Raw genomic sequence first — 13,534 nt, forward strand, 5'->3', positions numbered from 1 at the left:
ACACAAAAGTATGCAACAGTAAAATGCTTGTCGTTGGGAGCTGGTTCGGAGCACGACGATCTGCAGTAGGAGGCTCGAATCCTGGCGAGTGCCATCTGTGACGTATGTTGCTCGAAGGGACGCCAACGCTCCCGCAAAAGCGAGTTCCGAGACTGCTGGTCGCAGTCGTGATCCGTGTCAGAGCGTGAGGTCAGTGATGTCCCAGTCCTGTGGAAGATCGTTCTCAAGGCCCTCTTCCCTGACGAGGTTCCGGATGCGGTGTTCTACGTCGTCCTCTAGTTCGAAGTCGAATCCGAGGTCGTCGTGCCAGTCCCAGTACCGTGGGCTGGTGGGCCAGAAGTGATCGCTGGCGGCTCCAGCGGGCCCATCCAAGAGGTAGCGTGCCTCGGTGATCGTCTCATCCAGTCGGTATGTAATCTCGTGTTGAACCGCGTCGTCGTGGATCATCCATTCGAGGAGGTCGACGGCCATGTGCTGATCGGCGTAGAACGCGTGTTCGAGCATGGGGCTTGTCGAGAAGATATGGTCGGATGCATGCTCGTGGATCCGCTCTGCGACAGCGATATCCGGGTGTCCGATGCCCCAACCGTATGGGTGGAGGCCTTCGATGATGTAATCCTGCTGCTCGCCAACCTGGGTGCGGATAGTTTCGAGGTATTCGAGCGCGTCGACGGGAATCGTCTCCACCCCCTCTGCGAGTCGCGTCCGAATGAAGTTCCGCCCGGTGACGTTCTGGAGAATCGTGGTCACATGCGGGAAACCCTCGGCCGTGTTCGGGTGATACGCGTTGAGGAGTTCTTCGAGAACCGTCCAGCCCTCGGCTTGGATCGCCGCGTCGAGTTCGCTGATGAGTTGTCGTCGATACCCGTTTCGAATGCCGGAGTATCTATCGGATGCACCCGATTCGCTGGCGGACTGCAATTCACTCTCGTAGGTCGCCATCGCCTCAGCGAGGCTGTCTGGTGTCGCGTCTGTCTCGTTCTCGAGGAATTTGTCAAGCGATGCGAGTTCGACGGTTTCCGGCCTGTAATCCGTTTCTCCGGATGGTGTGAGGTCCTCAGTATTCGATGAATCAACGGTGGTATCCTCGGATACCTCCGTCGACGAACAGTCGTGAAGGCGGAGGCGTGTGAGCGTATCGAACTCTTGGCCACAGTCATCGCATTCGTGGCTCATGGCCAGTTCCTCCGGGCAATCAGCGGGTAAGAGTTTGTATTCCAGCGTGAACAGTTCGTGTCGTCCGGTTCACTTTCGATGTGAACGGTTGGTCGTTCTCGGCTCGTTGGTGGGGCGCGAACAGGAATACTCCAAGCACCGCCCTCATCACGCCGATAACGTCGAGGCGGTGATCGGTAGCGAACAGCGGAGAAGAACAATTAACTGTCCTCACAGTAATGGTCTCGCTGTCACATTCAGCGAATGAATGAGACATGGAGGGGGGATGAACAGGGGATGACCGCCACCGAATCGGACTCGCGACAGCAGCGCGTTCAGGACGCGCTCGCAGCCCTGTTGAGTGCGGATGAACACGACAACAGCTATCGATACTTCCGGGCAGCGGACGTCGTTGAGGTTGACTCGGAACTCTCGCCCGCAATGGTGGGTTCGTACCTCCCGCGAATCGAGGCAGAGTCGCCGCTGTCGAGCGGGCTCATCGTCGAACGGTACACCGAGCGACGATGCGGGGCGTCGTTGTGGATCGTCACAAGAGAGAACGCGTGACCGGGGGCTCGTAGTGTTTCGGGTTCATTACGGCTGATAGTGCCCTCTTATCGACTGACACGGGAAAAGAATCTGGGGTTACCTATACACGCTGTGTGAGAATGAGGGTGCTCAGGATAGCAACGATTGCAATGAGAACGCCGAAGCCGGGTCCGCTTCCCCTGGTTCTTTCACTGGTCGCTGAGCCTGTGGAAACGCCAGTATCTGCCCGTGTCTGAACCGATGTCGATCCGTTCGATCCAACCGGTGCCGATCCGTTCGATCCATCCGCTCCTCCTGCAGCCACAGCCGTTCCACGGGGTGTCGGACCGAGACCCTGGGCTTCCCGTACGTCTTCGCCGATTGCGATGACTGCGTTATCGATAATGGGTCCTTTCTGGATCACCCTGTCTCCACTCATCAGATATGGAACATAGTATGGTGTATCCGTGGATCGATTCGAGGTGAGAAAGTCAAATCGGTTGTTGTTGTTCGTGTCGCGGTGAAGTTCCGCACTTGCAACATCTTGGCTCTCGGTCAGTTGGGAGCGGTCAAACTCTTTTCCGGACACGTTGAACAAGTCAACGGTCACATTTCGATGGGTGCCGGGATCGAGGTACTCTGAGACACCAATGATACTCGCTACATCGACCGGTTGGGGAGTGAGCTGCTCTGGCGTTCGCGGACTGCCGACGGTAGTCGTGGGCGAGCGGCGTTCGATCATCGTCTCTGAAGTCGGAGGCGAGGGATTGGAGCTAGAACTGGAAGGTGTTGCGGTGTTCGATATCGCTTCATGAATAACGATGAACCCACCTTCGGGGAGTGTCGCTGACTTTACGATGACAGTCGTTCCATCGGACTGCTGATCACCGAATTGGATCGAGCTTCCGTTCTGTTGTATCGTTTGATTCGCTGCGGAGGTGTTCGTGGTCGCGTTGTTCTCCGCTGCGGTGCTGATCTGGGTGGCTGGGATTGCACCCACGGTAAGTATAAGGAGAATTAGAAAGAACCACGCGCTGAGAGATGAGGTGGACGACATGTATCTTCTCGTCACTGCGAATATGATAAATGCTTTCTGGAGGTAGGTCACTGAATTCCGGTTCCGACGTGACCGCACGGGGTTGCGCGTCGCGATCTCGCCGAACTCCTCTCGACCGCGAATGTCACCGTTGAGCATCGCGTCTTCACTGGTGTCGAGATCGACGGCTGATCGAGGGGGAGCGGCTTCATACGTATCCTACCTGCGCCGTGGCGGGGACAGCGTGTGTCGAAGCGCGTCGAGTAGACGAATGAAAATCAGCCATCTAGCTGCCGTCTGTGAACCAAATGCACGTTTAGCCTTACGAGCACTTTTTGCAGTAGTGCAACAAACGAACACGCATGAACCGTCGGCGGTTCCTCATCGCCCTCGCTGCTGGATCGGCCATCGCTGGCTGCCTCTCAGACGCTTCAACTGGGGGAAACGGGACGTCAGATAACAATTCAGCGACGACAGCGGCGACCTCCGAACCCACCGACAGGGCGACCACACCAGTCGAGACGTCGACCAGAATCTCGGATCGCTCGGCAACCTCTCCATCGGAGACGAAAACCCATACACCGAATGGTCCCTCAAGTCAAACGACAGTTTCTGAACCGGAATCCACAACGCACGGGCTGCTCTCCGGACCGGACGAGCGTGAAACCCGGACACCGCCCGGATCGCCAGCACTTGACCCTAATGGTGTGTGGCCGACCTTTCGGTTCGATGCGGCGAACTCGGGATACAACCCCGAAGGAACGGGGCTCAAGCAGGGAGAGCAGTATTGGCGACTCGCTCCCACCGGCGCGGCCACTCTCACCGACGAGACGCTCTTCGCCGTCACCAACGGCGAGGACTATCGGACGCTCACACGGCGCGATCCGGCGACCGCCGAGGTTCGCTCCCGAACTCGACTCGTCGACTATGGGGTGAATCCACCACCGACCGTCGCCGGCGACCGTGTTTTCGTCACGACGTTCATTGAGGCGTTCTGCCTCGCCACGGACCGCAACACCGTCGTGTGGCGTGGCCCCGAAATGGACGGTATCCAGGCCCCACCGGCAGTGTCCGACGGGACCGTGTTCGTCAACAGCGGCGGATTCGAGGCAACCGCGCCGCAGTTGCGAGCGTTCGATGCTGCGACAGGTAACGAGCAGTGGCGGTACGACACGGGGAACAGGTCGTACACGACACCAGCCGTCGAAACCGGTCGCGTGTTCATCGCCAGCAGCGCGGGCCTCCATGCTGTCGATGCCACCAGCGGTGAACAGCTGTACTTCGTTGCGGATGTCGGAGGAGAACGAACGGTACCCGCGGTTGCAAACGGGAGCATCTATATCGTCACCCACGGGCGCAGCGAGGACGACCAACTGGTCGCCGTCGACGCGGCCGATGGCTCCGTGCAATGGCGCGAGAGCTTTCCGGACCTAGGTTATGGGTCGCCCGTTATCGCGGACGACATCGTCTACGCAGAAGGGGAAAACGGCGTGGTAGCTCTCGATGCGGCCAGCGGCCAGCGATCGAGAATGATCGGCGGAAGCGGCTCGCCCGTCGCCCGCGTCGGTGAGGTTCTCTACACAACCGATGGAGGCACGCTCGTCGCGCTGGATGTGTCCGGCGGCCAACTCTGGTCGCATACGACCGAAGAGGTACAGATTCAGGACACCATCGGTCAGGACATCCATCATGTCACGCCAGTCGCTGGAGCCGTCTATGTAAGCGCTCATGACGGGTTTCACGGCTTCGGGCCTGCTTGACCATTTGGTGTGGCAGCCACAGCCGATGATAGTGTGGACCGATTGTCGGATCGGAACCAGCCCTTTCTCAACCCCCCCCCCCTGTCAATAACCACATGGCTACTGACAGACTGTCAGCAACCCCCGTTCTTTATATACAATCCACCCTGTCAGAAAGACGCCCTCAGAATGGCCCGCTACGCCACCTACATTCGCGCCTCGACCGACGATCAGGAAACCTCTCACCAGCGCGATGCGATCGACGAGTGGCTATCGCAGCATGAGGTTGATTCGTCGGAGATCGACCGGTACGTCGACCTCGCCCAGTCGGGAGCCGATCCCGGTCGCGAACAGTTCACCGAACTCGTCGACGCGATCCAATCCGAGAGCTACGAGTATGTGGTCGTATGGGAGATCTCCCGGCTTGCACGACTCGGTAGCATCTACCAGCGCTTCTTCGAGCACTGCGAGGACGCTGGAACCACGGTCGCGATCACCGACGGATGGGTCGAGGAGGTCCGCCCTGATGGGACGGGAAAGCTCATCGCCGACATCTCCGCAGCGGTCGCCGAGGAGGAACGACGCCGGCTCACCAAACGGATCGAATCGGGCGTCTCGCGCGCGCAACGCGAGGGCAAGTGGCTCGGCAGAGTCCCGAAGGGCTTTCGCCGCGACGACGACGGCTACCTCCAACTGATTCACGAGGCTGACCGAGACGCCGGCGAGATCAGCTACCTGGAGATGCGCAGCGCGATCGAGCGCGTCGACGACGGCGAATCCTACCGATCGGTCGCAGCCGATACGCCGAACATCGGTCGATCAACCATCATGAGTATCGACAAGAACGAGGATCGCCGCGCGTGGTATCTCGACGCCGAGGCCGATGATGGTCGCGTTGACCAAGTGCTCACAAACACGACTGATTGAAGACAGCGGACGTGGAACTATGCGGCAGCAGGTTCGTCAGTGTGGTCCATCTCAGAATCGAGTGAAACGGCGAAGTCGAAGACGATCTCATCGTAGGCGACGATCGGCCGTTTAGCGTTCCCCTCTTCGACGAACTCGACGATACCGTGGGCAGCGAGCTTTCGGAGCTGGTCATGGACGTTTTTCTTGTCCCGGTCGACCAGCCGTGCTGCTTCCCGAATGCTCGCCGGTTCATGGACATTCAACGCGCGCAAGAGCGCGAGCGTCGAGTCGGTGAACACCGCTGCCGCGGTGTCCACATCCGGGAACGAAAGCGTCGGATAGTCGGTGCTACTCTCGTCGCTTTGCTCCTCGGACTCAACGGTGACACGCAGCGTCCGCGCCCACTCGTCGGGCACGGAATCGGGATACGACCCAGCGTGCTCCGCACTCTCCTGTTCACGTCCGTTCTCGGTGTCGTTCTCAGTCATATGTCGTAGTCCTCCGGTGATGAGCCGAACGGCTCGATTCCTGTTTCTCGAAAGAATCGGTCGCAAACCGCTGCGACTGTCCCTGGAAACTCGTACTCGGAGTCGAGATCGCCGCCGATGTGACGATGATGGGTTCCGTCGCCGTGGTCGTTGTCGTAGCGCAGCATCGTGCCCTGTTCCGGGCCGATCGGCCACTCGGTGTCGTCGGGCGGATCGGCCGGATCAGCGACTCCGAAGTGGAGCGCGCAACACGCCCCAGGCGGGTATCGTCCGACAGCGGCAGGGTAGATGAACTTGTATCGGACGAGTACGTCCGCTCGCACCACCTTCCGTTTCTCATAGACCACCTCGGGGCTCTCATCATCGGCCATCCTCTATCGTTGGTGCGGACGCCAACGTATTAAGTTCGTGGGTGCGGACACCAACGAACCTAGTCGATAATTGAAATGGGTGGTGCGATCGAACGCGTCGACGAAAGGGCGTCGCACCGATCGATCGCAACGGACACATCGAATATTGGTGATTGACGCGCCTCGCCGACGTCGCCATAATCCCAGAAGCCACCATTAGGGCGTAGCGCCGACGAGGATGTATGGCTCGGCGCGGCCCTCCCGCCCCACTCGTTCGACCCTTGTGACGGTGAAGCCCGCCTGAGTGATGCGGTCGGGCCAGTACTCCTCAGGGGTTGCGGTCGTGTCCCCGGGAACGATCGGGAGTTCGAGTACGCCGAGCGTGCCCTCGGGTGCACAGACGTGATGGGCCTCGCGGAGTGCCGGATCGACCTCCGCCGCTGGAAGGTCGTGGAGCACTCGACACGCAGTCACCACGTCCTGCGAGCCAGTTGCCACGGGAAGCCGAGATGCGCCGCCGACGATGGGCGCAATGTCGACGCCCGCCGCGCGGCCGTTGCGCCGCGCGAGTGCCGCGCCGTTCCCGAGGATGATGCGATCGTCGAACACGTCGAGCCCCAGCAACGTACACGAGTCGGGCACGCTGGGAGCGAGACCGACGAGCGACCGTCCGGTGCCACACCCGATGTCGAGCGCATGGTCGGCCCCCGCGAACGGTAGCGCGGATGCAAGCGCGGCGTATGGTTCCCGGTCGAGAGCCCACGGAGGTGGGGACAGCAGCCGACGCACTGCCGTCGCTCCATGGACTGCCCCACCGAACATCGCCGCCGTGGCGACCAGACGGATCCACCGCGATTCACTCGTTCGCTGGCATACCCCGGCGGGAAGGATCACAGCGAGTGCGGTCAGGATGGTTCGCAGCCGTCGCCGCCAGTGATACAGCCCGAAGTTGTACATCGATTCTCCGTGCCGTGCGAATGGCCGGGAGACCTCTTCAGTACCCTGGTATCGCTGGGCAGGGTTCTGCCATCTGGCCGCTGGTCATTCAAGTGGTTCTGGCGACAAGGTGAAGATACGAGAGACGCTCGCGCCCGGTTCTATTCACTGCTGATTGCTTCTGACTTGGAAGAATAGCCCGTGAGTCGCTATTCGAGGGTGGCGAGAACGCGGATATCGGTGTCGGCGTGGCGCTCACGCTGGGTCTGTGCGCCGTGATCGCGGAGGAACGCTTCGACGCGGTCGGCGAGCTCGGCTGCTTGCTCTCGATCGATATGAACGACCAGGGTTGAGCGTTCCCGGTCGCTGTTGTCGATGACGAGCGAGAGTTCGTTGAAGCCGTTCGAGTGACGGTAGGCCTCGAACTCGTCGGCGACGGCGTCAGCGAGATCGTTGAGAGTTCGATCAGACGGGGAGCGATTCACGATTCACTCGGATACTGGCCTCGGTGCGGTATTACAGCTGTCGGCTGACGCGCGGGTGAGGGTAGCTGGGTGGACGACGTTCTGGTCCCTCTGCTCAGCGTATCAAGTTCAAGGGTTCTGAACCGGGGCTCAGGAAGGAGTTCCTTCTGGATACTGTCAACCGTATACTTTGAATCTACTCCTCTGCTGCTTTGTCTGACGAGCAGTTGCGATAGTTAGAGGGAAAAACGGGGGTCGAAACCTCCAAAACCAACGGTTTTTGTCCGACCAATCTGTACACAAGCCTATGGTGGACGAATTCCCGGATAGCCTCAAAGATGATTCTGAATATGCCGCATGGGTATCACGCCTTGCGGAGAATGCTATCCGTTCAGCAAGTGGTCAGGCCGCTGATGCTGATCATACAGGCGATTTAGCAGATACTCCAGAGAGTCGCATAGAGTCAGAAACCGAACTGGAAATCGATGATAAAATTGAAACACTTAAGCTCAAGCGTACCCCCTATGATGTGCTTCGATTCTCCGAACAAACCCCTTCAAAGAGGATTTTAGAAACGATCACAGAGGATACTCCAGTTCAGATGGCTGCCACCCAACTTGCACATAGTGCGCTCATGCAGGATGTTCTCGCGGAAGCAAGTAGGGAAATCACTCCCGAGACGTGACTCTAGTATCCCCACAATACCGCCCTTGACTGCTCTTTTAAAATAAGTTGATTATCTGAATTATTAGTGCTGCCAGTATTTTGACTTAGTGTTGAAGCACAAAATCCGTCACGCCGGTTGTATGTCGCCGACTGGGGGGAAAGAACGGTGCAATCCGCCAGTTGTATTAGTATTTTGATGACTGAATTTCGCGGAAATCAAAAATGGTCATATGTTAAACAGTCATCTTGTGAGGTACAATACTCGTCATCACAAGAGGAACTAAGTTGGTGAGAGATAATACTGTAATATGCCCAAAATCAGCGTCGAGGTCCCTGAGGAGTTGATGAACGATATTGACGAACACATCGGTGACGATGGTAAATTTGTGAATCGTAGCGACGCAATCCGCGCCTCGATGCGAAAAACTCTCGATATACTGGATGAGATCGACGAACGACATGGTCGCCTCGAAAATGAAGAATAGGTTTATGTTTTCCATCCGCCAACAGAATGCGTGATCAATTATCTCTGTAGCACTTCCAGCCTGAAGATTAGTTTTAAATCCTCTCCCAGTCATACCCCAGTATGCCCCAGAGTGTAGCCAAGGAAGATGGACTACGTGACGTAACACTCTCAGATGAATCACGGGTGCTTTCGATTGGACGAGACCGTCCGATCCGTATTAGCACTGGACATCGGATTCTCCATCACGAGGGAAAGTGTAGCCGCCCTCATGGACACAACTACAAAATTGCTGTCACGGTTACTGGAACACTCCGAGAAGAGGGGTGGGTCGTCGACAAAGGTACTGTGACCGATATCGTTGAGGAGTGGGATCACCGATTTCTGCTCGAACGTGGTGACCCACTCATCGACGCGTTCGAACAAAGCGGCGATAGCGATGCCACTGTCGTTCTCGACCATCCACCCACGGCTGAGGTGATGGGTATTATTCTCGAAAACAGGTTACGAGACCGATTACCTGCATCGGTTAATGAAGTGGATGTTGAGGTGCGTGAGACAAGCGAACTGGGGACGCACCCCTCACGATAGTATGCCGGTCAGTTCAGAAGTCGATACGACCGAGAGACCACAGGATGGATCCGGAACAGAGAGTCTCCCAATCAACGAACTCTTTTATTCGATGCAAGGAGAGGGTAAACTCGCGGGTATCCCGTCAGTTTTTGTTCGTACAAGTGGCTGTAATCTTCGCTGTTGGTTTTGCGATTCGTATCATACGTCTTGGGAACCCACACACGCATGGATGAGCACCGAAGAGATCATCGAAGAAGTCTCTACCCACACCAAAGCGGATCACGTCGTTATCACCGGTGGTGAACCGTTGATTCATGACGAAACGACAAATCTCATCGACACCCTCGCCAGCAGGGGTTACCATATAACAGTTGAAACGAACGGAACAATCTGCCCAGATGCGGCAATTGATCTCGCAAGCATCAGCCCGAAACTCTCTAGCAGTACACCCACAGCATCGAAAGATCCGAAAGGCGATGGCGAATGGAGTGAAGAGCACGAAGAGCGCCGGATCGATATGACGGCGCTGATGCACCTGGTTGAGAACTACCCGTTTCAACTCAAGTTCGTTGTTACCTCTTCAGCGGACATTAAGGAGCTTAATGACATTATCGAGCGTATTCGTCAGCAGACAAGTGCTCGCGTGCGAAACAAGGACGTTTTGCTCATGCCGGAAGGACAGACTGAGGCCGAAATCGCACAGAAGCGTGCACAGGTTGCCGACCTCGCGATGGAACATGGGTATCGATACACTCCACGCCTGCACGTGAACCTCTGGAACGACGAAGCGGGAAGGTGAGACAGAATGGTAAATAATCGGGTGAAAAATGCATGCCGGTCGTCTATTTCGACCAGTTCGCGCACGGTGAATGAATAACAGACACACTCCGACAATGCACGACAACAATTCCAGCGAATCGAAGGCATTCGTTCTCCTCTCAGGTGGTATCGACTCGGCCGTTTGTTTGAAGAAAGCGTCTGAAGAGCACGATAGCGTCGCAGCTATCCATATCGACTATGGCCAGCAAACCGAAGACATCGAACGTGCCAACGCAGAGAAGCAGGCAGATGGTCTCGATATACCTCTCTACACCTGCAATTATCGCGCTGTATTCAGCGAATTCGCCGAAGGAACAATCGAGGACAAAGAGTACGACCGCGAGCACACGACCGACGATGACCACAGCGTCGGATACGTTCCACAACGAAACCTCCATTTCCTCACAACTGCTGCTGCGATCGCCGAACACAATTCCGAGACTGGTGAAGATATTGTTCTTTATCACGGTGCCCAACAAAACGATGGAGAGGACTACCCGGACTGTCGTCCAACGTTTCTTGAAGTCGCTGAGAATGCGATCAACAAGTCGACTGACCAACACATGATTCGAATCAATACACCGATCATCAACCACTCGAAGCCGGAAGTGCTGCAACTTGGCGAGCGCTTGGAGGTCGACTGGAAAGTCACATTCAGTTGCTACAACGACGAGAATGGAGACCCCTGTGGAGAATGTCCTGCATGTATCGAGCGGGAGGAAGCGTTCGAAAAGGCTGGCATCTCCGATCCACTCACATAAATAGCGATTATACAGATGCCGACTCTTTCGATTCTTCTGATACACATTTCACGGGACCGGTATTGAACTCCTCCCCGTCGGCTGAGATTTCGCAATAGAATGCATCTCCAATGGGATAGATGGCCATTCTGTCTTCCTCAGCGTTTTCGATGTGGCCCACACCGCTGATTTCCCAGTTCGATTTTTCTGTTCCCCACCATGTATAGTACTCATCCTCGCCGCTCACAGCAAAATCCAGCACGCCAGATCCACTTGACAAGATGTGCTCTACGTTTTCGAGGACGCGATCGGAGGTGATGACGGGCATGATCTCGGATTGTACGCCACTACACTTAGGCGTAGCTGCTCATCGCCATCTGTCTCTAACGAATACCACCGCTGTAGATTGAGCACCTTCATATACCAGACGTGGCAACCCGCTATCGGTGACTAACAACGGTGCGCTTCTATGTCCCTGAGTGGGACGACCACGTAGACGCGGCGTACGATTTCGTCCATGATGAGCACTCGGACCTTTCTCCTGCAGACCGTGACCTCGCATACATCTGGGATGTCTTCGATCGCGAGTCGATACCGATCGATGGTGTCCTCATTTCTCGCGAACAAGTTGAGGACTCGCCCACAAAGTTCGACCGTATCACTTCACACGGTGTTTACGATGATCCACGCCTCGATCTCCCGGAGTGGCTCCCCACGATCAGTGACTGTGGGGCATGGGGTTACAAGCAACTCCCTTTTCCACCGTACGGGAATTGGGACATGCTGGAGTTCTACGAGACGCTTGAGGTTGATGTCGGGGTCACAATTGATCATCTCGTCCTAGGCTCCGGACATACCAGCCGACTCTATCTTGATGATCGTGCCCTCGGCGACGAGTTTACCACCAGTGATCTCCCGGAATGGTTGGCCGAGAGTGATACTGACGTGATGACCGACACTTGGCCGGACGAGTGGCCAGACTACGTTGCTGAGTACGACTCTACACTCCGAGATACTGCTGATAGCGAAGTCGACAGCTTCCGCGCTGCTGATTTCGAGGGAGAGAAACAAGACGTTCTCACGCGACTCAAAGATGATCCTCGGGCAGTGTATCGAGATGACGATATGGCCTTCCGGTACGAGTTGACTCTCGACAACGCCGCCGAGATGCAGGATTTTTACCAAGATGGTGACTATTCCTTCCGACTAATGGTCGCCATCCAAGGGTGGGACCCTGACTCCTACGAGAGAGCCGTTGAGGACGTGCTTGACTTGGGGTACCAGTACATCGGTATCGGTGGAGTTGCCGGAAGCAGCGAAGATGCCGTCAAACGCACAGTCTCTGCGGTCGGGAACGCGGTCAAACATCACGAGCGAACGTATCGTACGCGAATCGATACCCACGTGTTCGGGTTCGCCAAGACCGGCGCGTTCGATACGATCGGCCGTGCTGGCATGGCGAGTTTCGACAGCGCCAGTATGCTCCGTGCGGCGTGGACCGGTGGCGATAACTATCACCTCGACAGCACTCGACGGTTCGATGCGATTCGAGTACGATACCCGCCGTACAGTGCAGACCTCGAAACCAGTATCGAGTGGGCACTTCGCGCTCAGGAACTACTTATTGCGCTCCGGGCGTTCGATAAGGACGAGTCGATCGTCGACGCCCTCCGTTCATGGCAGGATACTGCGCTCACAGCCCTTGCCAATCTCCCCATGTATATCCGTGAGCACCGGCACGACGCCCAGTTCGACGAGACGACGCTTCGGCCTATCACGAGTTCCTTCCGTGATCACTACGAATACGGACGTGAACTCAAAGCCAATTTCAGTGATGACTTCCGGACTCGACTCATCAAACTCCTCCGCGACGACGGCTCCGAGAATCCCCTTTCGTTCACTGCGTACAAGAATCTCATCAAGACGGCCACTGAGGTAATCGAGGGTCGCGCCCCGACGAAGATCGACACTATCGAGCGCCGCGAGACAAACACTGGGACGGTCGGAACGTTTGACCAACTCTGGGTACTCCTCGAAACGTATGCCGAGTTCGTCGGAGACGGGAACAATCTTGATTCCTACGAGCGCGTCCTCCGGGCCGAACCCTGGAGGGAGTGTGACTGTACTATTTGTCGTGAACATGGCATTGAAGTCGCCATCTGGCGTGGGAACAATCGCAACCGCCGACGTGGGTTCCACAACACGCAACGCTTCTACGATCAGTTCGAGCGTGCCTTGCCGAAGGTGCTGGTCATCACCCGTGGGAGCAGTGCGCTTTCACGGAGCGATACTGGCGAAGAATATCTCCGGGATGAACACGAAACGCTCTGGACGCACGTTCATGACCTGCCCGTCGCAGAGATCGGCGTCGCCACCGCCGATGGGGTCCAAGAGTGGTGGGACGATCCACCGACGACGATCTCACTCGATATGGATTGGATGGCGGACGAGCTTGCGACCGTCTGTGAGCGGTATCAGGACCTCTACGTCGATGGAAGCGATTGGACGCTTCCTGAGAAGGTTCGCTCGGCCCTCGAAGAGACAGACTGCACAGTCCACGTCCACGAGGAACCTAGCGAACTACGCAGCGCCGTGCTCAGTCGTCTGGGCTACCAAGAATCGTTCCTCCCGAAACATCTTCAGCAGTCGGGTCTTACTGAGTTTTGAG

General features: G+C 56.8%; 16 protein-coding genes. 9 read left to right on the plus strand and 7 right to left on the minus strand.

The genetic code is table 11. From position 1 onward, the window contains the following. Positions 1-177: 177 nt before the first annotated feature. Entirely contained in the window at positions 178-1,176 is a 999-nt protein-coding gene (locus C450_RS05145) for a hypothetical protein (RefSeq protein WP_005040942.1), read from the minus strand. 276 nt (positions 1,177-1,452) lie between these two features. On the opposite strand from C450_RS05145, the gene C450_RS05150 reads away from it, so the two are divergent. After that, complete coding sequence (locus C450_RS05150) at positions 1,453-1,722, plus strand: hypothetical protein (RefSeq protein WP_005040945.1); 270 nt, start codon at positions 1,453-1,455, stop codon at positions 1,720-1,722. Positions 1,723-1,804: 82 nt separating this feature from the next. On the opposite strand, the gene C450_RS21460 is transcribed toward C450_RS05150, so the two are convergent. Then, a complete protein-coding gene (locus C450_RS21460; RefSeq protein WP_161606940.1) occupies positions 1,805-2,791 on the minus strand; it encodes a DUF7282 domain-containing protein in 987 nt (328 codons plus the stop codon). Positions 2,792-3,426: 635 nt separating this feature from the next. Between C450_RS21460 and C450_RS05155 the strand changes: the two genes are divergently transcribed. Then, positions 3,427-4,479, plus strand: coding sequence for a PQQ-binding-like beta-propeller repeat protein (locus tag C450_RS05155; RefSeq protein ID WP_005040949.1), 1,053 nt, complete (start codon positions 3,427-3,429; stop codon positions 4,477-4,479). Between the two features lie 168 nt (positions 4,480-4,647). Beyond that, entirely contained in the window at positions 4,648-5,385 is a 738-nt protein-coding gene (locus C450_RS05160) for a recombinase family protein (protein ID WP_005040952.1), read from the plus strand. A gap of 17 nt (positions 5,386-5,402) precedes the next feature. Here the strand turns inward: C450_RS05160 and C450_RS05165 are convergent, their stop codons facing one another. The 4 genes from C450_RS05165 to C450_RS22545 form a co-directional block, all read right to left on the minus strand. Further along, positions 5,403-5,855 carry an HVO_A0114 family putative DNA-binding protein gene (locus C450_RS05165; protein ID WP_005040955.1) on the minus strand — a complete coding sequence of 151 codons (453 nt, stop codon included), beginning with the start codon at positions 5,853-5,855 and terminating at the stop codon, positions 5,403-5,405. After that, positions 5,852-6,226: a DUF6516 family protein gene (locus tag C450_RS05170; protein WP_005040956.1), complete on the minus strand. Its 375-nt coding sequence runs from the start codon at positions 6,224-6,226 to the stop codon at positions 5,852-5,854. The genes C450_RS05165 and C450_RS05170 overlap by 4 nt, the downstream gene beginning before the upstream one ends. Positions 6,227-6,421: 195 nt before the next feature. Then, complete coding sequence (locus C450_RS05175) at positions 6,422-7,162, minus strand: class I SAM-dependent methyltransferase (protein WP_005040957.1); 741 nt, start codon at positions 7,160-7,162, stop codon at positions 6,422-6,424. A gap of 188 nt (positions 7,163-7,350) precedes the next feature. Further along, positions 7,351-7,626, minus strand: a complete 276-nt coding sequence (locus C450_RS22545; RefSeq protein WP_005040961.1) for a hypothetical protein — start codon at positions 7,624-7,626, stop codon at positions 7,351-7,353. Positions 7,627-7,912: 286 nt separating this feature from the next. Between C450_RS22545 and C450_RS21465 the strand changes: the two genes are divergently transcribed. The 5 genes from C450_RS21465 to C450_RS05200 all read left to right on the plus strand — a co-directional run bounded on the left by C450_RS21465 (position 7,913) and on the right by C450_RS05200 (position 10,887). Further along, positions 7,913-8,290, plus strand: a complete 378-nt coding sequence (locus tag C450_RS21465) for a hypothetical protein (RefSeq protein ID WP_152424412.1) — start codon at positions 7,913-7,915, stop codon at positions 8,288-8,290. A 289-nt stretch (positions 8,291-8,579) separates the two neighbouring features. After that, a complete protein-coding gene (locus tag C450_RS20635; protein ID WP_005040965.1) occupies positions 8,580-8,756 on the plus strand; it encodes a ribbon-helix-helix domain-containing protein in 177 nt (58 codons plus the stop codon). Between the two features lie 101 nt (positions 8,757-8,857). Continuing rightward, the gene (locus C450_RS20640) at positions 8,858-9,325 is read left to right on the plus strand and encodes a 6-pyruvoyl trahydropterin synthase family protein (protein ID WP_005040968.1); all 468 of its coding nucleotides are present in this window, start codon (positions 8,858-8,860) and stop codon (positions 9,323-9,325) included. A gap of 1 nt (position 9,326) precedes the next feature. Beyond that, the gene (locus C450_RS05195; protein ID WP_049909869.1) at positions 9,327-10,106 is read left to right on the plus strand and encodes a 7-carboxy-7-deazaguanine synthase QueE; all 780 of its coding nucleotides are present in this window, start codon (positions 9,327-9,329) and stop codon (positions 10,104-10,106) included. A 94-nt stretch (positions 10,107-10,200) separates the two neighbouring features. Further along, complete coding sequence (locus C450_RS05200) at positions 10,201-10,887, plus strand: 7-cyano-7-deazaguanine synthase (protein WP_005040972.1); 687 nt, start codon at positions 10,201-10,203, stop codon at positions 10,885-10,887. A gap of 7 nt (positions 10,888-10,894) precedes the next feature. Here C450_RS05200 and C450_RS05205 read toward each other — a convergent pair whose 3' ends face one another. Further along, positions 10,895-11,194, minus strand: coding sequence for a hypothetical protein (locus C450_RS05205; protein WP_005040974.1), 300 nt, complete (start codon positions 11,192-11,194; stop codon positions 10,895-10,897). Between the two features lie 452 nt (positions 11,195-11,646). On the opposite strand from C450_RS05205, the gene C450_RS05210 reads away from it, so the two are divergent. Continuing rightward, entirely contained in the window at positions 11,647-13,533 is a 1,887-nt protein-coding gene (locus C450_RS05210) for a queuine tRNA-ribosyltransferase tRNA-guanine transglycosylase (protein WP_152424413.1), read from the plus strand. Position 13,534: the final 1 nt, after the last annotated feature.

The organism is Halococcus salifodinae DSM 8989 (assembly GCF_000336935.1).
Taxonomy (GTDB): Archaea; Halobacteriota; Halobacteria; order Halobacteriales; family Halococcaceae; genus Halococcus; species Halococcus salifodinae.

What these genes read in the sequence shown, in the direction of transcription:
- C450_RS05145 (WP_005040942.1), bottom strand. Translation starts at nt 1,176, where the DNA reads ATGAGCCACGAATGCGATGACTGTGGCCAAGAGTTCGATACGCTCACA.
- C450_RS05150 (WP_005040945.1), top strand. Translation starts at nt 1,453, where the DNA reads ATGACCGCCACCGAATCGGACTCGCGACAGCAGCGCGTTCAGGACGCG.
- C450_RS05160 (WP_005040952.1), top strand. Translation starts at nt 4,648, where the DNA reads ATGGCCCGCTACGCCACCTACATTCGCGCCTCGACCGACGATCAGGAA.
- C450_RS05165 (WP_005040955.1), bottom strand. Translation starts at nt 5,855, where the DNA reads ATGACTGAGAACGACACCGAGAACGGACGTGAACAGGAGAGTGCGGAG.
- C450_RS05170 (WP_005040956.1), bottom strand. Translation starts at nt 6,226, where the DNA reads ATGGCCGATGATGAGAGCCCCGAGGTGGTCTATGAGAAACGGAAGGTG.
- C450_RS05175 (WP_005040957.1), bottom strand. Translation starts at nt 7,162, where the DNA reads ATGTACAACTTCGGGCTGTATCACTGGCGGCGACGGCTGCGAACCATC.
- C450_RS21465 (WP_152424412.1), top strand. Translation starts at nt 7,913, where the DNA reads ATGGTGGACGAATTCCCGGATAGCCTCAAAGATGATTCTGAATATGCC.
- C450_RS20635 (WP_005040965.1), top strand. Translation starts at nt 8,580, where the DNA reads ATGCCCAAAATCAGCGTCGAGGTCCCTGAGGAGTTGATGAACGATATT.
- C450_RS20640 (WP_005040968.1), top strand. Translation starts at nt 8,858, where the DNA reads ATGCCCCAGAGTGTAGCCAAGGAAGATGGACTACGTGACGTAACACTC.
- C450_RS05195 (WP_049909869.1), top strand. Translation starts at nt 9,327, where the DNA reads ATGCCGGTCAGTTCAGAAGTCGATACGACCGAGAGACCACAGGATGGA.
- C450_RS05200 (WP_005040972.1), top strand. Translation starts at nt 10,201, where the DNA reads ATGCACGACAACAATTCCAGCGAATCGAAGGCATTCGTTCTCCTCTCA.
- C450_RS05205 (WP_005040974.1), bottom strand. Translation starts at nt 11,194, where the DNA reads ATGCCCGTCATCACCTCCGATCGCGTCCTCGAAAACGTAGAGCACATC.
- C450_RS05210 (WP_152424413.1), top strand. Translation starts at nt 11,647, where the DNA reads ATGCTGGAGTTCTACGAGACGCTTGAGGTTGATGTCGGGGTCACAATT.